This window comes from Pseudomonas sp. GW821-FHT01A09, from assembly GCF_058986725.1.
Genome location: NZ_JBYSWB010000003.1, coordinates 1 through 25,150, shown reverse-complemented (window position 1 = coordinate 25,150; position 25,150 = coordinate 1). Strand labels below are relative to the sequence as shown.

At 62.7% G+C, this 25,150-nt stretch carries 23 protein-coding genes and 1 rRNA gene; 13 read left to right on the top strand and 11 right to left on the bottom strand.

Going from position 1 to position 25,150, the window contains the following annotated elements; genetic code table 11:
- Nucleotides 1-3 precede the first annotated feature (3 nt).
- The 12 genes from AC3WJP_RS04490 to nuoN all read left to right on the top strand — a co-directional run bounded on the left by AC3WJP_RS04490 (nt 4) and on the right by nuoN (nt 14,530).
- Nucleotides 4-678, top strand: a complete 675-nt coding sequence (locus AC3WJP_RS04490) for a NuoB/complex I 20 kDa subunit family protein (protein WP_493720029.1) — start codon at nt 4-6, stop codon at nt 676-678.
- Between the two features lie 81 nt (nt 679-759).
- On the top strand, nt 760-2,544 hold the full coding sequence (nuoC, locus tag AC3WJP_RS04485) for an NADH-quinone oxidoreductase subunit C/D (protein WP_493720028.1): 1,785 nt from the start codon (nt 760-762) through the stop codon (nt 2,542-2,544).
- 2 nt (nt 2,545-2,546) lie between these two features.
- Entirely contained in the window at nt 2,547-3,044 is a 498-nt protein-coding gene (gene nuoE / locus AC3WJP_RS04480) for an NADH-quinone oxidoreductase subunit NuoE (RefSeq protein ID WP_226505999.1), read from the top strand.
- On the top strand, nt 3,041-4,399 hold the full coding sequence (gene nuoF / locus AC3WJP_RS04475) for an NADH-quinone oxidoreductase subunit NuoF (RefSeq protein ID WP_493720027.1): 1,359 nt from the start codon (nt 3,041-3,043) through the stop codon (nt 4,397-4,399). Before nuoE ends, nuoF begins: the two co-directional genes overlap by 4 nt.
- Before the next feature lie 132 nt (nt 4,400-4,531).
- On the top strand, nt 4,532-7,249 hold the full coding sequence (gene nuoG / locus AC3WJP_RS04470; RefSeq protein ID WP_493720026.1) for an NADH-quinone oxidoreductase subunit NuoG: 2,718 nt from the start codon (nt 4,532-4,534) through the stop codon (nt 7,247-7,249).
- Nucleotides 7,246-8,253: an NADH-quinone oxidoreductase subunit NuoH gene (nuoH, locus tag AC3WJP_RS04465; protein WP_493720025.1), complete on the top strand. Its 1,008-nt coding sequence runs from the start codon at nt 7,246-7,248 to the stop codon at nt 8,251-8,253. The genes nuoG and nuoH overlap by 4 nt, the downstream gene beginning before the upstream one ends.
- Nucleotides 8,254-8,264: 11 nt before the next feature.
- Nucleotides 8,265-8,813, top strand: a complete 549-nt coding sequence (nuoI, locus tag AC3WJP_RS04460; RefSeq protein WP_003174725.1) for an NADH-quinone oxidoreductase subunit NuoI — start codon at nt 8,265-8,267, stop codon at nt 8,811-8,813.
- Between the two features lie 9 nt (nt 8,814-8,822).
- Entirely contained in the window at nt 8,823-9,323 is a 501-nt protein-coding gene (nuoJ, locus tag AC3WJP_RS04455) for an NADH-quinone oxidoreductase subunit J (RefSeq protein ID WP_493720024.1), read from the top strand.
- Nucleotides 9,324-9,327: 4 nt separating this feature from the next.
- Entirely contained in the window at nt 9,328-9,636 is a 309-nt protein-coding gene (gene nuoK, locus AC3WJP_RS04450; protein ID WP_493720023.1) for an NADH-quinone oxidoreductase subunit NuoK, read from the top strand.
- On the top strand, nt 9,633-11,483 hold the full coding sequence (nuoL, locus tag AC3WJP_RS04445; RefSeq protein ID WP_493720022.1) for an NADH-quinone oxidoreductase subunit L: 1,851 nt from the start codon (nt 9,633-9,635) through the stop codon (nt 11,481-11,483). Before nuoK ends, nuoL begins: the two co-directional genes overlap by 4 nt.
- 40 nt (nt 11,484-11,523) lie before the next feature.
- Nucleotides 11,524-13,053 (top strand): NADH-quinone oxidoreductase subunit M, encoded by a 1,530-nt coding sequence (nuoM, locus tag AC3WJP_RS04440; protein ID WP_493720021.1) that lies wholly within the window; start codon nt 11,524-11,526, stop codon nt 13,051-13,053.
- Nucleotides 13,054-13,060: 7 nt separating this feature from the next.
- Complete coding sequence (nuoN, locus tag AC3WJP_RS04435) at nt 13,061-14,530, top strand: NADH-quinone oxidoreductase subunit NuoN (protein ID WP_493720020.1); 1,470 nt, start codon at nt 13,061-13,063, stop codon at nt 14,528-14,530.
- A gap of 66 nt (nt 14,531-14,596) precedes the next feature.
- Here the strand turns inward: nuoN and wrbA are convergent, their stop codons facing one another.
- From wrbA to AC3WJP_RS04385, 10 genes are all read right to left on the bottom strand, one after another.
- Entirely contained in the window at nt 14,597-15,196 is a 600-nt protein-coding gene (gene wrbA / locus AC3WJP_RS04430) for an NAD(P)H:quinone oxidoreductase (protein ID WP_493720019.1), read from the bottom strand.
- A gap of 208 nt (nt 15,197-15,404) precedes the next feature.
- A complete protein-coding gene (locus tag AC3WJP_RS04425) occupies nt 15,405-16,061 on the bottom strand; it encodes a ChrR family anti-sigma-E factor (RefSeq protein ID WP_493720018.1) in 657 nt (218 codons plus the stop codon).
- Entirely contained in the window at nt 16,058-16,573 is a 516-nt protein-coding gene (locus tag AC3WJP_RS04420; RefSeq protein WP_493720344.1) for a sigma-70 family RNA polymerase sigma factor, read from the bottom strand. Before AC3WJP_RS04420 ends, AC3WJP_RS04425 begins: the two co-directional genes overlap by 4 nt.
- A 207-nt stretch (nt 16,574-16,780) precedes the next feature.
- Nucleotides 16,781-18,673 carry a penicillin-binding protein 2 gene (mrdA, locus tag AC3WJP_RS04415; RefSeq protein WP_493720017.1) on the bottom strand — a complete coding sequence of 631 codons (1,893 nt, stop codon included), beginning with the start codon at nt 18,671-18,673 and terminating at the stop codon, nt 16,781-16,783.
- 101 nt (nt 18,674-18,774) lie between these two features.
- A complete protein-coding gene (locus AC3WJP_RS04410; RefSeq protein WP_493720016.1) occupies nt 18,775-19,848 on the bottom strand; it encodes an AI-2E family transporter in 1,074 nt (357 codons plus the stop codon).
- A gap of 90 nt (nt 19,849-19,938) precedes the next feature.
- Nucleotides 19,939-21,621, bottom strand: coding sequence for a methyl-accepting chemotaxis protein CtpM (gene ctpM / locus AC3WJP_RS04405; protein ID WP_493720015.1), 1,683 nt, complete (start codon nt 21,619-21,621; stop codon nt 19,939-19,941).
- A gap of 141 nt (nt 21,622-21,762) precedes the next feature.
- Nucleotides 21,763-23,079 (bottom strand): sensor histidine kinase, encoded by a 1,317-nt coding sequence (locus AC3WJP_RS04400; protein ID WP_493720014.1) that lies wholly within the window; start codon nt 23,077-23,079, stop codon nt 21,763-21,765.
- Nucleotides 23,076-23,744 carry a response regulator transcription factor gene (locus tag AC3WJP_RS04395; RefSeq protein ID WP_493720013.1) on the bottom strand — a complete coding sequence of 223 codons (669 nt, stop codon included), beginning with the start codon at nt 23,742-23,744 and terminating at the stop codon, nt 23,076-23,078. Before AC3WJP_RS04395 ends, AC3WJP_RS04400 begins: the two co-directional genes overlap by 4 nt.
- Nucleotides 23,744-24,058: a PepSY domain-containing protein gene (locus tag AC3WJP_RS04390; RefSeq protein ID WP_493720012.1), complete on the bottom strand. Its 315-nt coding sequence runs from the start codon at nt 24,056-24,058 to the stop codon at nt 23,744-23,746. Before AC3WJP_RS04390 ends, AC3WJP_RS04395 begins: the two co-directional genes overlap by 1 nt.
- On the bottom strand, nt 24,058-24,366 hold the full coding sequence (locus tag AC3WJP_RS04385) for a PepSY domain-containing protein (protein WP_493720011.1): 309 nt from the start codon (nt 24,364-24,366) through the stop codon (nt 24,058-24,060). Before AC3WJP_RS04385 ends, AC3WJP_RS04390 begins: the two co-directional genes overlap by 1 nt.
- A gap of 189 nt (nt 24,367-24,555) precedes the next feature.
- On the opposite strand from AC3WJP_RS04385, the gene queD reads away from it, so the two are divergent.
- Nucleotides 24,556-24,912, top strand: a complete 357-nt coding sequence (gene queD, locus AC3WJP_RS04380) for a 6-carboxytetrahydropterin synthase QueD (protein ID WP_493720010.1) — start codon at nt 24,556-24,558, stop codon at nt 24,910-24,912.
- Nucleotides 24,913-25,075: 163 nt separating this feature from the next.
- Here queD and rrf read toward each other — a convergent pair.
- A 5S ribosomal RNA gene (rrf, locus tag AC3WJP_RS04375) occupies nt 25,076-25,150 on the bottom strand; the annotation flags it as partial.

The window sequence follows — 25,150 nt, the reverse complement described above, 5'->3', positions numbered from 1 at the left end:
GGCATGCAATACAATCTCACCAGGATCGACCCGGATGCTCCTAACGAGGAGTATCCAATCGGCAAACGGGAAACCGTAGCCGACCCCCTTGAAGACCAGGTTCACAAGAACATCTTCATGGGCAAACTCGAAGACGTGCTGAGCGGTGCGGTGAACTGGGGGCGCAAGAACTCCCTGTGGCCGTACAACTTCGGCCTGTCGTGCTGCTACGTGGAAATGACCACGGCGTTCACGGCACCCCACGACATCGCGCGTTTCGGCGCCGAAGTCATCCGGGCGTCACCTCGCCAGGCCGATTTCATGGTCATCGCGGGCACCTGCTTCATCAAGATGGCGCCGATCATCCAGCGTCTCTATGAGCAGATGCTCGAACCCAAGTGGGTGATTTCCATGGGCTCGTGCGCCAACTCCGGCGGCATGTATGACATCTACTCGGTCGTTCAGGGCGTGGATAAATTCCTCCCCGTCGACGTCTACGTGCCCGGCTGCCCTCCTCGTCCAGAGGCATTCCTGCAAGGCCTGATGCTGCTGCAGGAATCCATTGGCCAGGAGCGTCGCCCGTTGTCCTGGGTGGTCGGTGATCAAGGCGTGTATCGCGCCGAGATGCCGTCGCAAAAGGAACAACGTCGCGAACAGCGAATTGCCGTGACCAACCTGCGCAGCCCCGACGAAGTCTGATCCAGCGGCGTTCTGATCGTGTGACCAAGCACACCAGGATTCCTGGCTTCATTCTGCAGTTGACCGAAAGCGACCGAGACCATGACAACAGCGGACACCGCTCTGTATATCCCGCCTTACAAGGCTGACGACCAAGACGTGGTCGTCGAACTGAACAATCGCTTTGGCCCCGAGGCGTTCAGCGCCCAGGAAACCCGCACCGGCATGCCGGTGCTGTGGGTCGAACGTGCCAAGCTGATCGAGATCCTCACCTTCCTGCGCAATGTGCCCAAGCCGTACTCGATGCTGTACGACCTGCACGGCGTCGACGAACGCCTGCGCACTCATCGCCGCGGCCTGCCGGGCGCGGACTTCACGGTGTTCTACCACCTGCTGTCGGTGGAACGTAACAGCGACGTGATGCTCAAGGTGGCGCTCAAGGAAGGCGACCTCAACATCCCTACCACCACGCATATCTGGCCGAACGCCAACTGGTACGAGCGTGAAGTCTGGGACATGTTCGGCATCACCTTCCAGGGCCATCCGCACCTGTCGCGCATCCTGATGCCGCCGACCTGGGAAGGTCACCCGCTGCGCAAGGACTACCCTGCCCGCGCCACCGAATTCGATCCGTTCAGCCTGACCCTGGCCAAGCAGCAGCTCGAAGAAGAAGCCGCGCGCTTCCGCCCTGAAGACTGGGGCATGAAGCGTTCGGGCAACAACGAGGACTACATGTTCCTCAACCTCGGCCCGAACCACCCTTCGGCCCACGGTGCCTTCCGTATCGTCCTGCAGCTCGATGGCGAAGAGATCGTCGACTGTGTTCCCGACATCGGCTACCACCACCGTGGCGCCGAAAAAATGGCCGAGCGCCAGTCGTGGCACAGCTTCATTCCCTATACCGATCGCATCGACTACCTCGGCGGGGTGATGAACAACCTGCCCTACGTGCTCGCGGTCGAGAAGCTGGCCGGCATCAAGGTGCCGCAGAAGGTCGACACCATCCGCATCATGATGGCCGAGTTCTTCCGCATCACCAGCCACCTGCTGTTCCTGGGTACCTATATCCAGGACGTCGGCGCCATGACCCCGGTGTTCTTCACCTTCACCGACCGCCAGAAGGCCTACACGGTGATCGAAGCCATCACCGGTTTCCGTCTGCATCCGGCCTGGTACCGCATCGGCGGCGTCGCCCACGACCTGCCGCGCGGCTGGGACAAACTGGTGAAGGACTTCGTCGAATGGCTGCCCAAGCGCCTGGACGAGTACACCAAGGCCGCCCTGCAAAACAGCATCCTCAAGGGCCGTACCATCGGCGTCGCCGCCTACAACACCAAAGAAGCCCTGGAATGGGGTGTCACCGGTGCCGGGCTGCGTTCCACCGGCTGCGACTTCGACCTGCGCAAGGCGCGTCCGTATTCAGGCTACGAAAACTTCGAATTCGAAGTGCCACTGGCCCACAACGGCGATGCCTATGACCGCTGCATGGTCCGCGTCGAAGAGATGCGCCAGAGCATCAAGATCATCGACCAATGCCTGCGCAACATGCCCGAAGGCCCGTACAAGGCGGATCACCCGCTGACCACGCCGCCGCCCAAAGAGCGCACGTTGCAGCACATCGAAACCTTGATCACGCACTTCCTGCAAGTCTCGTGGGGCCCGGTGATGCCGGCCAACGAGTCCTTCCAGATGATCGAAGCGACCAAGGGCATCAACAGTTATTACCTGACGAGCGATGGCGGCACCATGAGCTACCGCACCCGGATTCGCACGCCCAGCTACCCGCACTTGCAGCAGATCCCTTCGGTGATCAAGGGCGAGATGGTCGCGGACCTGATCGCGTACCTGGGCAGCATCGATTTCGTTATGGCCGACGTGGACCGTTAAGCATGAACAGCACGCTTATTCAGACTGACCGTTTCGCCCTCAGCGAAACCGAGCGTTCGGCCATCGAGCACGAACTCCATCACTACGAGGACCCGCGCGCGGCGTCCATCGAAGCCCTCAAGATCGTCCAGAAGGAACGGGGCTGGGTGCCCGACGGCGCCCTCTACGCCATCGGCGAGATCCTTGGCATTCCGGCCAGCGACGTCGAAGGCGTGGCCACTTTTTATAGCCAGATCTTCCGCCAGCCGGTCGGCCGTCACATCATTCGCGTGTGCGACAGCATGGTCTGCTTCATCGGCGGCCACGAATCGGTGGTCAGCAAGATCCAGAGCGAACTCGGCATCGGCCTCGGCCAGACCACTGCGGACGGCCGTTTCACGCTGCTGCCGGTGTGCTGCCTGGGCAACTGCGACAAGGCGCCGGCGTTGATGATCGACGACGACACATTCGGTGACGTGCAGCCTGCTGGCGTGACCCAACTGCTGGAGGGCTACGTATGACCCTTACCTCCTTCGGGCCTGCCAACCGCATCGCCCGCAGTGCCGAAACTCACCCGCTGACCTGGCGTCTGCGCGATGACGCCGAGCCCATCTGGTACGACGAATACGTCAGCAAGAACGGCTACGCCGCCGCGCGCAAAGCGTTTGCCGACATGGCCGCCGACGACATCGTCCAGGCGGTCAAGGACTCCGGCCTCAAGGGCCGTGGCGGCGCGGGCTTCCCGACGGGCGTCAAATGGGGCCTGATGCCCAAAGACGAGTCCATGAATATCCGCTACCTGCTGTGCAACGCGGATGAAATGGAGCCCAACACCTGGAAGGACCGCATGCTGATGGAGCAACAGCCCCATCTGCTGATCGAAGGCATGCTCATCAGTGCCCGCGCGCTGAAGGCGTACCGCGGCTACATCTTCCTGCGTGGCGAATACGTCACCGCTGCCAAGCACCTTAACCGTGCCGTGCAGGAAGCCAAAGCCGCTGGCCTGCTGGGCAAGAACATCCTCGGCAGCGGTTTCGACTTCGAACTGTTCGTGCACACCGGCGCCGGGCGCTACATCTGCGGTGAAGAAACCGCGCTGATCAACTCGCTGGAAGGCCGCCGAGCCAACCCACGCTCCAAGCCGCCCTTCCCTGCCGCCGTCGGCGTGTGGGGCAAGCCGACCTGCGTGAACAACGTCGAGACTCTCTGCAACGTGCCGGCCATCGTCGGCAACGGCAACGACTGGTACAAGTCGCTGGCCAAAGAGGGCAGCGAAGATCACGGCACCAAGCTCATGGGTTTCTCCGGCAAGGTCAAGAACCCCGGCCTGTGGGAACTGCCGTTCGGCGTGACGGCCCGCGAGCTGTTCGAAGACTACGCCGGCGGCATGCGCGATGGCTTCAAGCTCAAGTGCTGGCAGCCAGGCGGCGCCGGTACCGGCTTCCTGTTGCCCGAGCACCTCGACGCGCAGATGTATGCCGGCGGCATCGCCAAGGTCGGCACGCGGATGGGTACCGGTCTGGCCATGGCGGTGGACGACAGCGTCAACATGGTCTCCCTGCTGCGCAACATGGAAGAGTTCTTCGCCCGTGAGTCCTGTGGTTTCTGCACCCCATGCCGCGACGGCCTGCCATGGAGCGTCAAGCTGCTGCGCGCCATCGAGACCGGCAACGGCCAGCCAGGGGACATCGAAACCCTGTTGGGCCTGGTCGGCTTCCTCGGCCCTGGCAAGACCTTCTGCGCCCACGCCCCCGGCGCCATCGAGCCGCTGGGCAGCGCGATCAAATATTTCCGTCCGGAGTTCGAAGCAGGCATCAAGGCCAGCACGCCCGGCAGCCTGACCCAGGTGGTCACCCCCACCATGGCAGGCGCGTAACGCACCGTGACCCCGACGGCCCTGGCCGTCGGCTGACTGCCCGCTGACGCGCCCCCGATGGCTGCGCCGGGCGGATAACAAGATTTCCATTAGCCACGCCCGCTGACAACGGGCCAACGAAGAACTTGAACCATGGCCACTATCCACGTAGACGGCAAAGACCTTGAGGTCGATGGTGCAGACAACCTGCTACAGGCTTGTCTGTCCCTCGGGCTCGATATCCCTTATTTCTGCTGGCACCCGGCGCTGGGAAGCGTCGGCGCCTGCCGCCAGTGCGCGGTCAAGCAGTTCACCGACGAGAACGACAAGCGCGGTCGCCTGGTCATGTCGTGCATGACCCCCGCCACCGACAACACCTGGATCTCCATCGAAGACGAAGAAGCGAAAGTGTTTCGCGCCAGCGTCGTCGAATGGCTGATGACCAACCACCCGCACGATTGCCCGGTGTGCGAGGAAGGCGGCCATTGCCATCTCCAGGACATGACGGTGATGACCGGCCACAACGAGCGCCGCTATCGCTTCACCAAGCGCACCCACCAGAACCAGGAACTCGGCCCGTTCATTGCCCATGAGATGAACCGCTGCATTGCCTGCTATCGCTGCGTGCGTTTCTACAAGGACTACGCCGGCGGCACCGACCTGGGGGTGTATGGCGCCCACGACAACGTCTACTTCGGCCGTGTCGAAGACGGCACCCTGGAAAGCGAGTTTTCCGGCAACCTCACCGAGGTCTGCCCGACCGGTGTGTTCACCGACAAGACCCACTCCGAGCGCTACAACCGCAAGTGGGACATGCAGTTCGCCCCGAGCATCTGCCATGGTTGCTCCAGCGGTTGCAACATCAGCCCCGGCGAGCGTTACGGCGAACTGCGACGCATCGAGAACCGCTACAACGGTTCGGTCAATCAGTACTTCCTCTGCGACCGTGGCCGTTTCGGCTACGGCTACGTCAACCGCAAGGATCGCCCGCGCCAGCCACTGCTGCTCGAAAGCCAGGCCAAGCTGAGCCTCGACGGCGCGCTGGACAAGGCCGCCGATCTGCTGCGCGGCCGCAACATCGTCGGCATCGGCTCGCCTCGCGCCAGCCTCGAAAGCAACTACGCCCTGCGCGAACTGGTCGGCGCCGAGCACTTCTACAGCGGCATCGAAGCCGGTGAACTGGAGCGCATTCGCCTGGTGCTCAAGGTGCTCAACGACAGCCCGTTGCCGATCCCGAACCTGCGCGAAGTGGAAGACCACGACGCGGTCTTCGTCCTCGGTGAAGACCTGACCCAGACCGCCGCGCGCCTGGCCCTGTCCCTGCGTCAGTCGGTCAAGGGCAAGGCCGAAGCCATGGCCGATGCCATGCGCGTGCAGCCATGGCTCGACGCGGCCGTGAAGAACATCGGCCAGCATGAGATGTATCCGCTGTTCATCGCCAGCATCACGGCCACCAAGCTCGACGACGTGGCCGAAGAATGCGCCCACGCCGCCCCGGACGACCTCGCCCGCCTGGGCTTCGCCGTGGCCCATGCCATCGACGCCAGCGCCCCGGCGGTCGCGGGCCTGGAGCCCGAAGCACAGGAACTGGCCAGCCGCATCGCCGACGCGTTGGTGAATGCCAAGCGCCCGCTGATCGTGTCCGGTACCTCGCTGGGCAGCAACGCCCTGATCGAAGCCGCCGCCAACATCGCCAAGGCCTTGCATGCTCGCGAAAAGGCCGGTTCCCTGAGCCTGATCGTGCCGGAGGCCAACAGCTTGGGCCTGGCCATGCTCGGTGGTGAATCCCTGGATGCCGCCCTCGCTGCGGTCACCAGTGGCGCCGCCGATGCCCTGGTGGTGCTCGAAAACGACCTGTACACCCGAGTCGATGCCGCCAAGGTCAACGCTGCGCTCGACGCCGCCAAGGTGCTGATCGTCGCCGACCACCAGCGCACTGCCACCAGCGAACGCGCCCACCTGCTGCTGCCGGCTGCGAGCTTTGCGGAAGGCGACGGCACCCTGGTCAGCCAGGAAGGCCGCGCCCAGCGCTTCTTCCAGGTGTTCGACCCGGCCTACCTGGACTCCAGCAACCTGATCCACGAAGGCTGGCGTTGGCTGCACGCGTTGCGCGCGACCTTGCTCGAGCGCCCAGTGGACTGGACCCAGCTCGATCACGTCACTGCTGCCGTGGCCAATGTCGCCCCGCAACTGCATGGCATCCTCGATGCCGCGCCATCGGCGTCGTTCCGCATCAAGGGCCTGAAACTGGCCCGCGAACCGCTGCGCTACAGTGGCCGCACTGCCATGCGCGCCAATGTCAGCGTGCACGAACCGCGCACCTCGCAAGACATCGATACGGCGTTCTCCTTCTCCATGGAAGGCTATTCGGGCTCGGTCGAGCCGCGTCAGCAAGTACCTTTCGCCTGGTCGCCAGGCTGGAACTCGCCGCAAGCCTGGAACAAGTTCCAGGACGAAGTCGGCGGCAGCATCCGTGCCGGTGACCCGGGCAAGCGCCTGATCGAACCGCAAGGCGACAAGCTGGCCTGGTTCAGCAACGTACCGGCCGCCTTCTCGCCGGCCCGTGGTACCTGGCAAGCGGTGCCGCTTTATCACCTGTTCGGCAGTGAAGAAAACTCTTCGCGCGCCGCCCCGGTGCAAGAGCGCATCCCGGCCGCCTACGTGGCCCTGGCCAAATCGGAAGCCGATCGCCTGGGCGTCAACGACGGCGCGTTGCTGAGCCTGACCGTCAACGGCCAGGCCCTGCGCCTGCCGCTGCGTATCGATGAAGAACTGGGTGCCGGCCTGATCGGCCTGCCGTCCGGCCTCGCCGGAATTCCGCCGGCATTCGCCGGGTTCAGCGTCGAAGGCCTGCAGGAGGCAGCACAATGACCTGGTTTACCCCTGAGGTGATCGATTCGATCATTGCAGTCGTCAAGGCCCTGGTGATCATGCTCGCGGTGGTGGTGTGCGGCGCCTTGCTCAGCTTCGTCGAACGACGCTTGCTGGGCTGGTGGCAAGACCGTTACGGGCCGAACCGGGTCGGGCCGTTCGGCATGTTCCAGATCGCCGCCGACATGCTGAAGATGTTCTTCAAGGAAGACTGGAATCCACCCTTCGTCGACAAGGTGATCTTCACCCTGGCGCCGGTGGTGGCCATGAGCGCCTTGTTGATCGCCTTCGCGATCATCCCCCTGACCCCGACCTGGGGCGTGGCGGACCTGAACATCGGCCTGCTGTTCTTCTTCGCCATGGCCGGTCTGTCGGTGTATGCGGTGCTGTTCGCCGGTTGGTCGTCGAACAACAAGTACGCCCTGCTCGGCAGCCTGCGGGCGTCGGCGCAGACCGTCTCGTACGAAGTGTTCATGGGCCTGGCGGTGATGGGCATCGTGATCCAGGCGGGATCGTTCAACATCCGCGACATCGTCGAGTACCAGTCCCAACACCTGTGGTTCATCATTCCGCAGTTCTTCGGCTTCTGTACCTTCTTCATCGCGGGCGTGGCCGTGACTCACCGTCACCCCTTCGACCAGCCGGAAGCCGAACAGGAACTGGCCGACGGTTACCACATCGAATATGCCGGCATGAAATGGGGCATGTTCTTCGTTGGTGAATACATCGGCATCATCCTGATCTCGGCCTTGCTGGTGACCTTGTTCTTCGGTGGCTACCACGGCCCGTTCAACATTCTGCCGCAAGTGCCGTTCCTGTGGTTCGCGCTCAAGACCTGCTTCTTCATCATGCTGTTCATTTTGCTGCGCGCCTCCATCCCGCGCCCGCGCTATGACCAGGTGATGGATTTCAGCTGGAAATTCTGCCTGCCGCTGACCCTGATCAATTTGCTGGTGACCGCTGCGCTCGTGTTGCTCAACACGCCAGCTGTTGCGGCCCAGTGAGGATTTGACCCATGTTCAAATATATTGGCGACATCGTTAAGGGCACCGGAACCCAGCTACGCAGCCTGGTGATGGTGTTCGGTCACGGGTTCCGCAAACGTGACACCCTGCAATACCCGGAAGAAGCCGTGTACCTGCCGCCGCGCTACCGTGGCCGCATCGTCCTGACCCGCGACCCCGATGGCGAGGAGCGCTGCGTGGCCTGCAACCTGTGCGCCGTGGCGTGCCCGGTGGGTTGCATCTCGCTGCAGAAAGCCGAGACCGAAGACGGCCGCTGGTACCCGGACTTCTTCCGCATCAACTTCTCACGCTGCATCTTCTGCGGCCTGTGCGAGGAAGCATGCCCGACGACGGCGATTCAGCTGACGCCGGACTTCGAAATGGCCGAGTTCAAACGTCAGGACCTGGTGTACGAGAAAGAAGATCTGTTGATCTCCGGCCCCGGCAAGAACCCTGACTACAACTTCTACCGCGTTGCGGGCATGGCCGTCGCCGGCAAGCCGAAAGGCGCCGCGCAGAATGAAGCCGAGCCGATCAACGTCAAGAGCCTGCTCCCTTAAGGAAGAAAGATGGAATTCGCTTTCTATTTCGCATCCGGCGTTGCAGTGGTGTCTACCCTCAGGGTGATCACCAACACCAACCCCGTGCACGCCCTGCTCTACCTGATCATCTCGCTCATCAGTGTCGCCATGACCTTCTTCGCCCTCGGTGCTCCGTTCGCCGGGGTGCTGGAAGTGATCGCCTACGCGGGTGCCATCATGGTGCTGTTCGTCTTCGTGGTGATGATGCTCAACCTCGGCCCCGCGTCGGTGCAGCAAGAGCGTGACTGGCTCAAGCCCGGCATCTGGGCCGGTCCGGTGTTCCTTGCCGTGCTGCTGTTGCTCGAACTGGGCTACACCCTGTTCGTCAACACCAGCACCGTCGGCATCGGCCAGACCACGGTCGACGCCAAGGCGGTCGGCATCAGCCTGTTCGGCCCTTACCTGCTGGTGGTCGAGCTGGCATCGATGCTGTTGCTCGCCGCGGCGGTGACGGCTTTCCATCTTGGCCGCAACGAGGCGAAGGAGTAACCCCATGGCAGCTATCCCTCTGGAACATGGCCTGGCCGTCGCCGGTATCCTGTTCACCCTCGGACTGGTCGGGCTGATGGTCCGCCGTAACATCCTCTTCGTATTGATGAGCCTGGAAATCATGATGAACGCCTCTGCCCTGGCGTTCATCGTGGCGGGCGCGCGTTGGGCGCAGCCGGATGGACAGATCATGTTCATCCTGGTCATCAGCCTGGCAGCCGCGGAGGCCAGCATCGGCCTGGCGATCCTGCTGCAGCTGTATCGCCGCTTCCACACGCTTGATATCGACGCTGCCAGTGAGATGCGCGGATGAACCTGATCTTTCTGACCTTCGTTTTCCCGCTGATCGGCTTCCTGTTGTTGTCGTTCTCGCGCGGGCGTTTTTCCGAAAACCTGTCGGCGCTGATTGGCGTCGGCTCCATCGGCCTGTCGGCGATCGTCGCCGCCTACGTCATCTGGCAATTCAACGTGGCACCGCCCGAAGGTGGCGTGTACACGCAACTGCTGTGGCGCTGGATGTCGGTGGACGGCTTCGAGCCGAACTTCACCCTGTATCTCGATGGCCTGTCGATCACCATGCTTGGCGTGGTCGTTGGCGTGGGCTTCCTGATTCACCTGTTCGCATCCTGGTACATGCGCGGTGAAGAAGGCTACTCGCGCTTCTTCGCGTACACCAACCTGTTCATCGCCAGCATGCTGTTCCTGGTGCTCGCCGACAACCTGCTGTTCATCTACTTCGGCTGGGAAGGCGTGGGCCTGTGCTCGTACCTGCTGATCGGCTTCTATTACAGCAACCGTGACAACGGCAATGCCGCCCTCAAGGCGTTCATCGTCACCCGCATCGGCGACGTGTTCATGGCCATCGGCCTGTTCATCCTGTTCCAGCAGCTCGGTACCTTGAACATTCAGGAGCTGCTGGTGCGGGCGCCACAGCACTTCAAGGCCGGCGATTTCTGGATCGTGCTGGCGACCTTGATGCTATTGGGCGGTGCGGTGGGTAAATCGGCGCAGCTGCCGTTGCAGACCTGGCTGGCGGACGCGATGGCCGGCCCTACCCCGGTGTCGGCATTGATCCACGCCGCGACCATGGTCACCGCCGGTGTCTACCTGATCGCTCGCACCCACGGCTTGTTCGCCCTGGCGCCGGATATCCTGCACCTGGTCGGCATCGTCGGCGGTGTGACCCTGGTGCTCGCCGGTTTTGCCGCGCTGGTGCAGACCGATATCAAGCGGATCCTCGCGTACTCGACCATGAGCCAGATCGGCTACATGTTCCTGGCATTGGGCGTAGGTGCCTGGGACGCGGCGATCTTCCACTTGATGATCCACGCGTTCTTCAAGGCGCTGCTGTTCCTCGCCTCGGGTTCGGTGATCCTTGCCTGCCACCACGAGCAGAACATCTTCAAGATGGGCGGCCTGTGGAAGAAGATCCCCCTGGCCTACGCCAGCTTCATCGTCGGCGGCGCGGCCCTGGCAGCGTTGCCGATCATCACCGCAGGCTTCTACTCCAAGGACGAGATCCTCTGGGAAGCCTTCGCCAGCGGCCATACCGGTTTGCTCTACGCCGGTCTGCTGGGTGCGTTCATGACCTCGCTGTACACCTTCCGTCTGATCTTCATCACCTTCCACGGTGAACCGAAGACTGATGCCCATGCCGGTCACGGGGTGGCGCACTGGTTGCCGCTGAGCGTCCTGATCGTGCTGTCGACCTTCATCGGCGCCTGGATTCATCCACCGCTGGCCGGTGTGTTGCCACAGAGCGTCGGCCACGCCGGTGGCGAAGCCAAGGAGAGCCTGGAGCTCACCTCGGGTCTGATCGCCATCGCCGGTATCCTGCTCGCGGCGCTGCTGTTCCTCGGCAAGCGCACCTTGGCCACCGCGATCGCCAACAGCGGCCCGGGCCGCCTGTTGTCGGCCTGGTGGTACGCGGCCTGGGGCTTCGACTGGCTCTACGACAAGCTGTTCGTCAAACCCTATCTGGCAATCAGCCACCTGCTGCGCAAGGACCCGATCGACCAGACCATCGGCCTCATCCCGCAGCTGGTCAAAGGCGGCAACGGCGGCATGAGCCGCACCGAAACCGGCCTGCTGCGCTGGTACGCGCTGTCGATGGCGGCCGGTGCGGTACTGGTGCTCGGCGCTGTGTTGGTGGCGGTATGACCCTGAATCTTGCGACTTTGCGAAAGGAATTGAGCCCGTCATGATTTTGCCCTGGCTGATCCTGATCCCCTTTATCGGTGGCCTGCTGTGCTGGCTGGCGGAGCGCTCGAGCGCGACGCTGCCACGCTGGATTGCGCTGCTGACCATGTCCCTGGAACTCGCCCTCGGCCTCTGGCTGTGGGCCCACGGTGACTTCACCCTGGCCCCTGCCCCTGGCGAACCTGCCTGGGCGGTGGAATTCAAGCTGAACTGGATTCAACGCTTCGGCATCAGCGTGCACCTGGCGCTCGACGGCTTGTCGCTGTTGATGATCCTGCTGACCGGTCTGCTCGGCATCCTCTCGGTGCTGTGCTCGTGGAAAGAGATCCAGCGTCACGTCGGCTTCTTCCACCTCAACCTGATGTGGATCCTCGGCGGCGTGGTCGGGGTATTCCTGGCCCTGGACCTGTTCCTGTTCTTCTTCTTCTGGGAAATGATGCTGGTGCCGATGTTCTTCCTCATCGCGCTCTGGGGTCACAGCTCGGCAGACGGCAAGAAGACACGGATCTACGCGGCGACCAAGTTCTTCATCTTCACCCAGGCCAGTGGCTTGATCATGCTGGTGTCGATTCTCGGCCTGGTGCTGGTCAACTATGGCAACACCGGGGTGATCACCTTCGACTACAGCACGTTGCTGAAGACCAAGCTGTCACTGCACACCGAATACATCCTGATGCTGGGCTTCTTCATTGCCTTCGCGGTCAAGCTGCCGGTGGTGCCGTTCCACTCCTGGCTGCCGGATGCCCACGCCCAGGCGCCCACTGCGGGCTCCGTGGACCTGGCCGGTATCCTCTTGAAGACGGCGGCCTACGGCCTGCTGCGCTTCGCCCTGCCGCTGTTCCCCAACGCCTCGGCCGAGTTCGCGCCGATCGCCATGACCCTCGGCCTGATCGGCATCTTCTACGGCGCCTTCCTGGCGTTCGCGCAGACCGACATCAAGCGCCTGATCGCGTTCTCCAGCGTCTCGCACATGGGCTTCGTGCTGATCGGCATCTACTCCGGCAGCCAGCAAGCGCTGCAAGGCGTGGTGATTCAGATGCTCGCTCATGGCCTTTCGGCCGCGGCGCTGTTCATCCTCAGCGGCCAGCTGTACGAGCGTCTGCATACCCGTGACATGCGCGAGATGGGCGGTATCTGGCCGCGAATCGCCTACCTGCCGGCGATCAGCCTGTTCTTCGCCGCAGCGTCGCTGGGCTTGCCGGGCACCGGTAACTTCGTCGGCGAGTTCCTGATCCTGCTGGGCAGCTTCACCATTGCCCCGTGGGTCACGGCCATCGCCACCTCGGGCCTGGTGTTCGGTTCGGTCTATTCGCTGATCATGATTCACCGTGCCTACTTCGGCCCGTCCAAATCCGACGCTGTACTGGCCGGCATGGACAACCGCGAACTGATCATGGTGCTGGGCCTCGCTGCCCTGCTGGTGCTGCTGGGTGTCTATCCACAGCCCTTCCTCGACACCTCTGCTGCCACCATGACCGGTGTGCACCATTGGCTCGGCACCGCCTTCACTCAACTCGCTTCGGCCCGGTAAGAGCGCTATGGACCTGACGATTCAACACTTTATCGCGCTTGCGCCGCTGCTGATCACCAGCCTCACCGTTGTCGTGGTGATGCTGGCGATTGCCTGGCGGCGCAATCACGCGCAAACCTTCCTGATCACCTGTGCGGGCCTGAACCTGGCGCTGCTGTCGATCCTGCCCGTGCTCAAGCTCACCCCGCTGGCGGTCACGCCGCTGTTGCAGGTGGACAACTTCGCGGCGCTGTACATGGCGCTGATCCTGATCGCCACCCTGGCCTGCGTGACCTTGGCCCATGCCTACCTGGGCGATGCCGGTGCGGGCTACCCGGGCAACCGCGAAGAACTCTACCTGCTGATCCTGATGTCGGCGCTGGGTGGTCTGGTGCTGGTCTGTGCGCAGCACCTCGCGGGCCTGTTCATCGGCCTGGAGCTGCTGTCGGTGCCGGTCTACGGCCTGGTGGCCTATGCGTTCTTCAACAAGCGTTCGCTGGAAGCCGGCATCAAGTACATGGTGCTGTCGGCCGCCGGTTCCGCCTTCCTGCTGTTCGGTATGGCGCTGTTGTACGCCGACTCCGGCAGCCTGAGCTTCAGCGGCATTGGTACCGCCCTGGCGGCCACCGGTTCGCCCAGCAGCCTGGCGCAATTGGGCCTGGCGATGATGCTGGTGGGCCTGGGCTTCAAACTGTCGCTGGTGCCCTTCCATCTGTGGACGCCTGACGTCTACGAAGGTGCTCCGGCACCAGTGGCGGCGTTCCTGGCCACGGCCAGCAAGGTCGCGGTGTTCGCGGTGGTGGTGCGGCTGTTCCAGATTTCCCCTGCGGCCAACACCGGTGTGCTCAACGATGTGCTGTCGATCATCGCGGTGCTGTCGATCCTGATCGGTAACCTGCTGGCGGTCACCCAGAGCAACCTCAAGCGTCTGCTGGGTTATTCCTCCATCGCCCACTTCGGCTACATGCTCATCGCCCTGGTGGCGAGCAAGGGCCTGGCGCTGGAAGCCATCGGCGTGTATCTGGTCACCTACGTGCTCACCAGCCTGGGTGCCTTTGGCGTGATCACGTTGATGTCGTCGCCCTACCATGGCCGTGACGCCGATGCGCTGTACGAGTACCGCGGCCTGTTCTGGCGTCGCCCGTACCTGACCGCGGTGCTGACCGTGATGATGCTGTCGCTGGCGGGCATTCCGCTTACCGCGGGCTTCATCGGCAAGTTCTACATGATTGCCACCGGCGTCGAGTCGCGTCAGTGGTGGTTGGTCGGTGCCTTGGTCGTGGGCAGTGCGATCGGCGTGTTCTATTACCTGCGCGTGATGGTGACGCTGTACCTGATGGAGAAATCCATCCGCCGTACCGATGCCCCGATGAAGTGGGAACAGCGCGCCGGTGGCGTGATGCTGCTGGCGATCGCCGTACTGGTGTTCGTGCTGGGTATCTATCCACAGCCGCTGCTGGAACTGGTGCAGCACGCTGGGCTGCTGTTGGCGGGATGATCCCCTGCCCTGCTCGCTGGAATAAAAAATCCCGCCTCGATGGCGGGATTTTTTTGCCTGCGTGTATCAGCCGAACAGCTTGATCGCGGTCTTGGCCACCAGTTCGCCCTGGAAGCGCGCGCCGGCCAGGTCGATTTCACCCGGCTGCCGAGAGCCGTCACCGCCAGCGATGGTGCTGGCGCCATAAGGCGCGCCACCGACGATCTGGGTCGCGTCGGTCTGGCCCTGGAAGCTGTACGGCAGGCCGACGATGGTCATGCCGAAGTGAAACAGATTGGTGATGATCGAGAACAGCGTGGTTTCCTGACCGCCATGCTGGGAACCGGTGGAGGTGAATGCCGCGCCGACCTTGCCGTTCAAGGCGCCGCGCGCCCACAGACCACCGGCCTGGTCGAGGAACGCCGCCACCTGGCTGGCGATACGACCGAAGCGCGTCGGTGAGCCGAGGATGATGGCGTCGTAATGCTCCAGATCGGCCACAGTGGCCACGGGAGCCGCCTGGTCCAGCTTGAAGTGGGCGTTGCGGGCGATCTCTTCGGGTACCGTTTCGGGGATGCGTTTGATATCGACTTCGGCGCCGCCAGCGCGGGCGCCTTCGGCCACGGCCTGGGCCATGGCTTCGATGTGACCGTAGGTCGAATAGTAGAGAACCAGCACTTTAGCCATGAGTATTGCTCCTGTGCAGTCTCGCCCGGGGGTGGGCGGGAGGGGTGTTAACCGTTGCACAGGTTGTGACGGGTTAAAAACGGATTAATTCGATGGATTGGATCGAAATGCCCAACGCCACTGTGTGTAGCGAGGGGGCTTGCCCCCGATTCGCCTAGGCTGACGCATCGTATCGGGGCAAGCCCCCACGCTACAAGTTGGGGCAGTGTCACAGGCCGATGAAGGGCTGCATCAAACGCGGAATCAAGCCGCTGAAGCGCAACGGCGCATCGGTGGCGGCCACGCAGATGCAATGCGCATCGCCCCAGGCTACGGGTTGGTGCTCGATGGTTTCGTCCAGGTCGGCGACATCCCCCGGCCCAAAATGCCCCAAGGCATCGCGGTACGCGCCTTTGAGCACCAAGGTGATTTCACTGCGGCCGTGGCTGTGCACAGGCATGGCGGTGCCGGGGGCGATGTTGAACATCACCAGGCTGCCGCTACCCTGGGCTTTGGCCCGCACCATGCGCACCCCAGGGATCAGCCGACGCCATGGCAACTGGCTGTAGCGCTGGCCAAAATGCGGATGCAGGCTGGCCGGCAGCAAGTCGGCATCGTCCGGCACGCCGAGCTCGACGGTGACCGAGGCCGGTGCTGGCTCGTCCAGGCGTGCCAGCATGGCCAGGCGACCGCTCGCCATCGGCTCGGCCACCGGCACCTGAGCGTGCATCAGCAGGCCACCAATCCGCTCGGCCTGCCGCAGCTGGGTACGGCAGGCTGGGCATAATTGCAAATGCGCACCAGCAACCACGGCGAGGCCTTGAGGCAAGGAGCCCGTGCAGTAGCTGACCAGGGTCGCTTCGTCCAGATGATGTGAGTCTTTCATTGTGGTGCCTCGACGCCGGCGCGCAGTTTCCGGAAAGCCAGGCGCAAGCTCGACTTCACGGTACCCAGCGGCAACTGCAATTGGTCAGCGATCTGCCGGTGGCTCATGGCTTCGAAATACGCCATGCGAATGACCCGCGCCTGATCGGGCGGCAAGGCCTGCAGCGCGGTGGCCAGCTTTTGCTCCTGACGGGGGCTGAAATCCAGACTGCCGTCATCCGGCGCTTCGAGCCGTTCCAGCGCCGCCAGGGAATCCTGAGCGGGCAACCAGCCACGGTCCTGGCGGACGTGATCGATATACAGGTTGCGGGCGATGCGGTACAGCCAAGTGGCCAGGCTGGCCTTGGCTGGATCGAACTGCTCGGCTTTGTGCCAGAGCTTGAGCAGGGCTTCCTGGGTTAGCTCTTCGGCGCGCCCTTCACACCCGCTCAGCCCGGCCAGATAACGCTGCAGCCGCGGCGCGAAGTGATCGTAGATGCGCATGAAGGCGTCTCGGTCACGCAGCCGCGCGATAGCCTCGACGTCGTCGCTCCAAGGCGGGGTGCCGGTGGAATCGCTATCCAGGCTGCTCACGGGACGGGCATTGCTCCGATAGGGTGCTGCTTGCCTGAATACTAACCGCAGACTCATGCTGGTGGTTCCCATGATTGCCAATGACCGCCCAATGGCAGCGCATCATGGGTATACGCGCAAAGTCCCCAGGTGGATCACCGTCAGGACTTAAACATGGGGGTCACCCGGCGCCTTCGCCGGCGCAGCGTATTCAGGCTTGAGATGGCCGTCCTGGTCCAATAGCCAGGCGTCCATGATTTCCCGGACCACGGGGCCGGCGACTCGACCGCCGGCCTCGCCGTTCTCGATCATCACCGCAATTACGATGCGCGGATGCTCGGCCGGCGCGAAGCCGACGAACAAGGCGTTGTCGCGGTTGCGCTCCAAGGTCTTGAGGCGGTTATAGCGCTCGCCCTGCTTGATCGCCACCACCTGCGCGGTACCACTCTTGCCAGCGATGCGGTACTGCACCCCGACCGCTGCAGCCCGGGCGATACCCCGTGGCGCGTGCATCACCGCCTGCATGCCCTGGTTGACCTCTTCCCAGGCCCGCGGGTCCTTGAGCAGAATGTTCGGCATCGGGTTTTCGTCCACCGGTTTCACCCCACCGATGGTTTCCGCCAGCCGCGGACGGTTCCACACACCTTTGTTGGCGATCAGCGTAGTGGCCTGGGCCAGTTGCAACGGCGTGACCTGCATGTAGCCCTGGCCGATCCCGAGGATCAGCGTTTCACCCGGAAACCAGGCCTGGCGCCGGGTCGCGCGCTTCCATTGCTGGGACGGCATCAGACCCGGGGCCTCTTCGAACATGTCCAGCGAGACTTTCTGGCCGAGGCCGAATTCGGTCATGTAGTCGTGCAGTCGGTCGATACCGAGCCGGTGCGCGGTCTCGTAGAAGTAGGTGTCGTTGGAGCGCATGATCGCATCGTTGAGGTCGACCCAGCCGTCACCGGTGCGGTTCCAGTTGCGGTATTTGTGGTCGTAGTTGGGCAGCTCGTAATAGCCCGGGTCGAACACCCGTGTGGCCGGGGTGATCACGCCGCTGTCGAGGCCGGCGATGGCCACTTCCGGCTTGATGGTCGAGCCCGGCGCGTAGAGACCGCGCAGCACACGGTTGAACAGCGGCCGGTCGATGGAGTCACGCAAGGCCGCGTACTGCTTGAAGCTGATGCCGGTGACGAACAGGTTGGGATCGAAACTCGGCTTGCTGACCATGGCCAGCACATCGCCGGTCTGCGGATCGATGGCCACGACCGCGCCCCGGCGATCGCCCAGCGCCTTTTCGGCTGCTGCTTGCAGCTTGATGTCCAGGGTCAGGGTGATGTTCTTGCCCGGCACCGGATCGGTGTGATCGAGCACGCGCATCACGCGGCCTTGGGCGTTGGTCTCGACCTCTTCGAAACCGACGTGACCATGCAGTTGCGGCTCGTAGAAGCGCTCGATGCCGGTCTTGCCCACCGATTGGGTCCCGCGGTACTCGACCTGATCGAGCTCCTTGGATTCTTTTTCGTTGATCCGCCCGACGTAGCCAACCGAGTGCGCGAAATGCTCGGCATAGGGATACTCGCGCACGAACTGCGCCTCGACATCGAGCCCCGGCAGCTGAAACTGGTTCACCGCGATCAGGGCGATCTGCTCCTCAGTCAGCTCGTACATCAAGGTGACCGGCTCGAACGGATGGCGCACGCGCTTGAGGTCGCGATCGAACTGCGCGCGGTCTTCGTCGCTCAAGTGCAGCACCGAGGTGAGCTCGTCCAGCACCTTGGTGGTGTCGCCCGCACGTTCGCGCGTCAGCGTCAGGTTGAAGCTGGGACGGTTGTCGGCGACCACCACACCGTTGCGGTCATAGATGACCCCACGCTCGGGCGGGATCGGCAACAGGTGCACGCGGTTGTTTTCGGAAATGGTCGAGTGATAGGCGAACTGGATCACTTGCAGAAAATAGAGGCGGCCGACCAGAGCGAAACTCAGGGCCAGCACCAGCAAGGCACAGAACAGCAGGCGGCGATTGACCAGGCCTTTTTCGGTTTCGTGGTCTTTCAGGGGAATCGGTTGTGGCATTGGAACCGCTCTTGGACAAGCAACCTCCGGCGGATGGCGTCCTGCCGCCAGAGGGTCACTGTGTTACTAATGATTTCAAGATTGGCGGCGATGATACCACTTCACGGCAAATCGGCTGGCAATTGTACGCGCTTGCGATTACCGGCAAAGATGCTCCAAGTCGACAGGAACAGCGCCGCGATCAACGGCCCGATGACGAAGCCGTTAAGGCCGAACACCGCCAGTCCGCCCAGGGTCGAGACCAGGATCAGGTAGTCGGGCATGCGCGTGTCCTTGCCCACCAGGATCGGGCGCAGCACGTTGTCGACCATGCCGATCACCAGAATGCCGAACAGCGTCAGCACCACCCCCTGCCAGATCGCGCCACTGAGCAGAAAATACGCCGCCACCGGCGCCCAGACGATGCCGGCACCGACTGCGGGCAGCAGCGACAGAAAAGCCATCAAGACCGCCCAGAGCAAGGCGCTGGGGATGTCCAGCACCCAGAAGATGAACCCGCCCAGCGCGCCTTGAGTCACCGCTACCAGCAGGTTGCCCTTGACCGTGGCGCGCACCACGCGGTTGAACTTGAGCTGCAGGCGGCGCTTCTGTTGCTCGGCCATGGGCACTGCTTCACGCACCCGGCGCACCAGATCGCCACCATCGCGCAGGAAGAAGAACAGCAGGTAGATCATGATGCCGAAGCTGACGATGAAATCCAGGGTGCCCTGTCCGAAGCTGAAGGCCTGACTGGCGAAATACTGGCTGCCGACCATGGCGCCCTTTGAGAGCTTGTCCTGCAGGCCGGCGAAATTGCCGACGCCCAGGCGTTCGAGAAAATGCTGGGCGAACATCGGCAGCGCTTCCTTGAACTGGGTGACGTAGGCAGGAATGTCCAGCTGGCCGCTCTCGATGTTCTTGTAGAGCATCGCGCCCTCTTGCACCAGCAGGGCGCTGATGATGATCACCGGCAAGATGGCAATGAGCATGGCGGTACCGAGCGTGATCAGGGACGTCACGTTGCGTGGCCATTTGAAGCGCTGGTTCAGGCGACGCTGCAGGGGCGCGAAGACGATGCCGAGGATGATCGCCCAGAAGACCGCGCCGTAGTACGGCAGCAGGATCCAGATGAAAGCGATGCTGACCAGAATCAGCAGTACAAGCAGCGTTTTGTTATGCAGATGGGTGTGGTTCATGTGCGTTCCGTGTCAAAGGCCTCAAGGCGCCTGATGAGCGCCATGAGGGTTAGTCCCTTGACCGAGGTGGAACGTTCGCCATTGGCTCGATCAGATCTTGAACTGACGCACCATCTGCCCGAGGCGCTCGCCGAGGGCGGCGAGTTGGCGAGTGGTCTGCGCACCCTGTTGGGTTTCATCGGCGACCGTATCTACCGCCGTGGCGATCTGGTGCACGCTGCGGTTGATCTCTTCAGCCACGGCGGTCTGCTCTTCGGCAGCTGCCGCAATCTGGGCGTTCATGGCGTTGATGGTGGCGATCAGCGCGGCGATGGCATCCAGCGACTGGCCGGCCTCATTGGCTTTCACCGAGCTGCCCTCGCCTGCTTCGCTTGAACGGCGCATGGCATCCACGGCCGATGTCGTGCCCTTTTGCAGGCGGTCGATCATGCCCTGGATTTCCTGGGTGCTCTGCTGGGTGCGGCTGGCCAGCGCGCGCACCTCGTCAGCCACCACGGCAAAACCACGACCGGCTTCACCGGCCCGGGCCGCTTCGATGGCGGCGTTGAGCGCCAGGAGGTTGGTCTGCTCGGCGATCGAGCGGATCACGCCGAGGACGCTGACGATGGATTGCACGTCCTGCTGCAGGCTGTCCAGCGAAGTACCACTGGTACGAATGTCGCCCACCAACGCATGAATCTGCGCAATGCTGCCATCGACCACGCGCTTGGCCTGCTGGCCTTCTTCGTCGGTCTTCTGCGCGGCCACAGCGGCGCCCTGGGCACTCTTGGCGACTTCCTGCGCCGCCGAGGACATCTCGTTGATGGCGGTCGCCACCTGATCGGTCTCGTGGCGCTGACGCTCCATGGCGTGCTCGGAGCGCTGCGCCTGGGACGCCACTTCACCCACCAGACCGGTGAGCTGGGTGGTCATCTCGGCGATCTGCCGCACCAGGCTGTGGATCTTGTCGACGAAGCGGTTGAACGAGCCCGCCAGATCGCCGATCTCGTCGTGGCTGGTAATGGCCAGACGCCGGGTGAGGTCGCCTTCACCGGCAGCGATGTCATCCAGATTGGCTTTCATCAACCTGATCGGCCGCACCAGCGCACCGGACATCACCAAGCCAATGAGGACAATCACTACCAGCACCACCACGGCGATGCCGACGATGCTCAGGAGCATGTCCTCGACGCGCTCGTCGACACCAGCCTTGACGACCGCCACCTGGGCTTCGATACCGTCGAGATTGACCGCCGTGCCGATGACCATGTCCCACTTGGACAAGTACTCGGTGTAGGACAGCTTGGGCACCAGCACTTTCGGGTCGTTGGGCAGCGAGGAGCTGTATTGGGTGTAATGGCTGCCGTCCTTGGCCGCCTCGACCAGCCCTTTGTTCACATACACGCCGTTGGGGTCGCGGGCGTCGATGAAACTCTTGCCGATGCCATCCGGGCTGCTGCCCTTGAACAGGCGCACGGCCTTGGAATCATAGCCGAAGAAGTAGCCGTCCTTGCCGTAGCTGATGGCCGACAGCATCTTGATGACCTGCTGACGCGCGGCCTGATCGTCGGGGCCGGCGGCATCGTAGATCGGTTTGACGATGCCCAAGGCCACGGCCACGTAATTCTGCAGGGTCGACTTGGCGTCGTTGAGCAGGCGCTGGCGGGTCTGATCGACCTCCTTGACCGCCTGGTCACGCAGAATCCATACGGTACTCAGGCTGATGACCAGCGCGAACAGCAGGACTGGCAGCACGGCCAGTGATAGAACTTTGCCCTTCAGGCTCAGGCGCATGGTTTGGGTCTCACGTGATACAGGGGGAATTGAACCTGTATCGGCGCAAGGGAAAAAAAGTTGAGGCAAAGCCGTCATGCCATGCCCCTGAGTGGTGCAATGTATCGCTGGCAAGGCCGATACAGAGCGATCAGGTGCTGCTCAGCGCCGCCGTGGCAAGGTGACGCTGACTCGCAGCCCACCCAGCGGGCTGTCGCGCAACTGCAAATCACCGCCCCAAGCGTCGACGATATCTCGCACGATGCCCAACCCCAGGCCGTGACCGGCGATCTGCTCATCCAGACGCGAGCCACGCTGCAGTACGTCATCACGCTCGGCCTTGGCGATACCCGGGCCGTCATCGTCGACCAGCAGTTCGTAGCTCTCGCGGTTGACGTCGATGCTCAAACACACCTCGCTGTCGGCGAATTTGCAGGCGTTGTCCAACAGGTTGCCCAGCAGTTCGAGGAGGTCTTCCCGGTCCCAGGGCAACATCAGCCCGGCGGGTACTTCGTGGCGCAGTTGCAGATAGCCGCCATGGATGGCTTTGAGGGTATCGAGCAGGCCCGGCAACTCGGTGTCGCAATCGAATGCCGTGCCCGGCAAGGCATCACCCGCGAGCCGCGCTCGATTGAGCTCACGCTCCAGGCGCCGTTCGATCTGTCTGGCTTGCTCGCGCAGTTCTTCACGCAGTTGCGGCTGGCTGTCCAGACGCTGGCTGGAGGCCAGGCTGAGCAGCACGGCAAGCGGCGTCTTCAGGGCATGGCCGAGGTTACCCAAGGCGTTGCGCGAGCGTTTCAGGCTGTCCTCGGTGTGGGCCAACAACTGGTTGATCTGCTCGACCAACGGCTCGAGCTCGACCGGCACGTCGCGCTCGAGTTGCGAGCGCTGGCCTTGCTGCAGCTGGTGGATCTGCTGCCGGGCGCGCTCCAGCGGCCTGAGCGCGCGCTTGACGGTCAGGCGTTGCAGCCAGAGGATCAACAGCAGCGCGCCGAGGCCCATACCCAGGCCGATATGGCGCATGCGCCGGAAGCTTTCCCACACTGGGGTGTAATCCTGCGCCACGGTGATGGTGAAGATCTGCCCGAAGCGTCGATATTGCGAGCGCAACTGCAGCAGGCGCTGGCCATCGGGCGCGAGTTTCACATCGGCACGCACGCCGGGACCGTCGGGAATGGGCATTTCCAGGTCCCACAATGAGCGCGAGCGCCAGTGCTCTTCAGAAAAGTCGATTCGAAAATAGTGCCCCGACAAGGGCCGGCCATAAGCCGGAGAAATGTGCGACTCGTCCAGTTGCAGGCCGTTGCTGCCACGCACCAGGGCGGTCAGGAGGATTTCACTTTCGTTGCGCAGGCCGGATTCCAGATAACGCTGCAGGCCGACTTCGAACAGCCAGAGGCTGAACTGCGCCACCACCAGCCCGACGATCACCAGCACGCTGATCAGGCCCAGGCTGAGGCGGCCCTGTATGGATTTCACCGGGCGACACCGGTAAACAGATAGCCTTGGCCACGACGGGTTTCGATCACTTCACGCCCGAGTTTGCGCCGCAGATGGTTGACGTGCACTTCGAGGACGTTGGAGTCGCGCTCGGTTTCGCCGTCATACAGGTGCTCGGACAGGTGGCTTTTGGAAAGCACCTGGCCCGGGTGCAGCATGAAGTAGCGCAACAGACGAAACTCCGCGGCGGTCAGCTGGATCTGCAGCTCGCCGCTGGCCACCGACTGGCGGCCTTCATCCAGTTGCAGCCCGGCTGCCTCCAGGGTTGGCTGGTTGGCCAGGCCCCGTGAGCGGCGCAGCAGGGACTGCACCCGCAGTTGCAGTTCCTCAGGATGGAAGGGTTTGGTCAGGTAGTCGTCGGCGCCGGCCTTGAGGCCTTCGATGCGCTCGGCCCAGGAACCTCGGGCAGTCAGCACCAGCACGGGCACGCTCAGGCCGCCGGCGCGCCATTGCTGCAGCACCTCCAGCCCTGGCAGGCCGGGCAGTCCCAGGTCGAGGATAATCAGATCATAGGGCTCGCTGCTGCCTTGATAGACGGCGTCGCGACCATCGGCCAGCCAGTCCACGGCGTAACCCTGGCGGCTGAGCCCGGCGATCAGTTCGTCCGCGAGGGATACAGTGTCTTCGACCAGCAACAAGCGCATCAGTCGTCTTCCTTGTCTTTGAGCAGGGCACCGTTGGCGGCATCCAGCTTGATCTCGCGGACTACGCCATCGGTGGTGAGCAATTCGACTTCATAGATGTAATGGTCGTCATGCTCTTCAAGCTCGGCCTCGAGCAGGCGTGCATTCGGATAACGATCCAGTGCCTGATGCATGAGTTGTTCGAGGGGCAGGATGGCGCCCTTTTGCCGCAGCCTCAAGGCCTCATCCTGATCCAGATCACGGGCCATCGCCAGCGAGCAGACGGTTGCCAGCAATAGAATGATGACGTGGGGGAGATGGGCCTTGGATCTCATCAACTGTCTACGCGATCTTTCAGCACGGCGCCGGTGCTGGCGTCCAGATCAATTTCCCATTCGCCCCCCTTGTTGTCACGCAGTTCGACTTGATAGATGTACTTGCCGTATTCCTGTTCGAGCTCGGTTTGATGGACCTTGGTGCCGGGGTGTTTGTCCAGCGCGATTGCGTTCAGCTTCTCGAACGACATGATGGTGCCGGCATCGCGCAAGCGCAGGGCTTCGTCTGGTCCGAGGTCGCGTGCCTGGGCCAAACCAGTGACGCAGACGAGAGTGATGACGCTGGACAGGGCAGCAATGGTTTTCATGATGAATCTCCGTTAATTGGTATGTGTCTTGACTACGGAATCCATGATATCGAACGCAACTTAATTGAAACTGAAAGTCGCTTAGGTAGTAATTGAGCAATGGGCCACAGACGGTGGGCCTTGATTATGCCGCAGTTGGGGCCTAGCTGATAAACTGAGCGCTGTTTTGACTTCAGAGCCTCCCCTATCGTGGAAATATTCAAAGAGTTCACCTTCGAGTCCGCGCACCGCCTGCCCCATGTGCCTGAGGGTCACAAGTGCGGTCGGCTGCACGGGCATTCCTTCAAGGTCGCCATTCATTTGAGCGGTCCGGTCGATCCTCATACCGGCTGGATTCGCGACTTCTCCGAGATCAAGGCGATCTTCAAGCCGCTGTACGAGCGACTGGATCACAACTATCTCAATGACATTCCGGGTCTGGAGAATCCAACCAGCGAAGTGTTGGCCAAATGGATCTGGGAGGAGCTCAAGCCGTTGCTGCCGGAGCTGTCGAAAATCCGCATTCACGAGACCTGCACCAGCGGTTGTGAATATTACGGCGATTGAAATACGCGCCCCACTGTAGCGAGGGGGCTTGCCCCCGATAGCGTTGCAGCAGTCCAGCGCAGGTAACGGCATCAACCTTTTCGGGGGCAAGCCCCCTCGCTACAGGGAGGTAGAAAAGACAAAACCCCCACCTGCCTGCGCAGATGGGGGTTTCGGAATTCAATCTTGACGATGACCTACTCTCACATGGGGAAGCCCCACACTACCATCGGCGATGCATCGTTTCACTGCTGAGTTC

Bases quoted from the DNA above. Each gene is read 5' to 3' on its own strand.
- AC3WJP_RS04425 (WP_493720018.1), bottom strand. From the start codon at position 16,061: ATGAAAGACTCACATCATCTGGACGAAGCGACCCTGGTCAGCTACTGC.
- AC3WJP_RS04390 (WP_493720012.1), bottom strand. From the start codon at position 24,058: ATGAGATCCAAGGCCCATCTCCCCCACGTCATCATTCTATTGCTGGCA.
- nuoI (WP_003174725.1), top strand. From the start codon at position 8,265: ATGTTCAAATATATTGGCGACATCGTTAAGGGCACCGGAACCCAGCTA.
- nuoH (WP_493720025.1), top strand. From the start codon at position 7,246: ATGACCTGGTTTACCCCTGAGGTGATCGATTCGATCATTGCAGTCGTC.
- nuoJ (WP_493720024.1), top strand. From the start codon at position 8,823: ATGGAATTCGCTTTCTATTTCGCATCCGGCGTTGCAGTGGTGTCTACC.
- nuoG (WP_493720026.1), top strand. From the start codon at position 4,532: ATGGCCACTATCCACGTAGACGGCAAAGACCTTGAGGTCGATGGTGCA.
- nuoF (WP_493720027.1), top strand. From the start codon at position 3,041: ATGACCCTTACCTCCTTCGGGCCTGCCAACCGCATCGCCCGCAGTGCC.
- nuoM (WP_493720021.1), top strand. From the start codon at position 11,524: ATGATTTTGCCCTGGCTGATCCTGATCCCCTTTATCGGTGGCCTGCTG.
- AC3WJP_RS04395 (WP_493720013.1), bottom strand. From the start codon at position 23,744: ATGCGCTTGTTGCTGGTCGAAGACACTGTATCCCTCGCGGACGAACTG.
- wrbA (WP_493720019.1), bottom strand. From the start codon at position 15,196: ATGGCTAAAGTGCTGGTTCTCTACTATTCGACCTACGGTCACATCGAA.
- nuoK (WP_493720023.1), top strand. From the start codon at position 9,328: ATGGCAGCTATCCCTCTGGAACATGGCCTGGCCGTCGCCGGTATCCTG.
- AC3WJP_RS04410 (WP_493720016.1), bottom strand. From the start codon at position 19,848: ATGAACCACACCCATCTGCATAACAAAACGCTGCTTGTACTGCTGATT.
- ctpM (WP_493720015.1), bottom strand. From the start codon at position 21,621: ATGCGCCTGAGCCTGAAGGGCAAAGTTCTATCACTGGCCGTGCTGCCA.
- nuoC (WP_493720028.1), top strand. From the start codon at position 760: ATGACAACAGCGGACACCGCTCTGTATATCCCGCCTTACAAGGCTGAC.
- nuoN (WP_493720020.1), top strand. From the start codon at position 13,061: ATGGACCTGACGATTCAACACTTTATCGCGCTTGCGCCGCTGCTGATC.
- nuoE (WP_226505999.1), top strand. From the start codon at position 2,547: ATGAACAGCACGCTTATTCAGACTGACCGTTTCGCCCTCAGCGAAACC.
- AC3WJP_RS04490 (WP_493720029.1), top strand. From the start codon at position 4: ATGCAATACAATCTCACCAGGATCGACCCGGATGCTCCTAACGAGGAG.
- mrdA (WP_493720017.1), bottom strand. From the start codon at position 18,673: ATGCCACAACCGATTCCCCTGAAAGACCACGAAACCGAAAAAGGCCTG.
- AC3WJP_RS04385 (WP_493720011.1), bottom strand. From the start codon at position 24,366: ATGAAAACCATTGCTGCCCTGTCCAGCGTCATCACTCTCGTCTGCGTC.
- nuoL (WP_493720022.1), top strand. From the start codon at position 9,633: ATGAACCTGATCTTTCTGACCTTCGTTTTCCCGCTGATCGGCTTCCTG.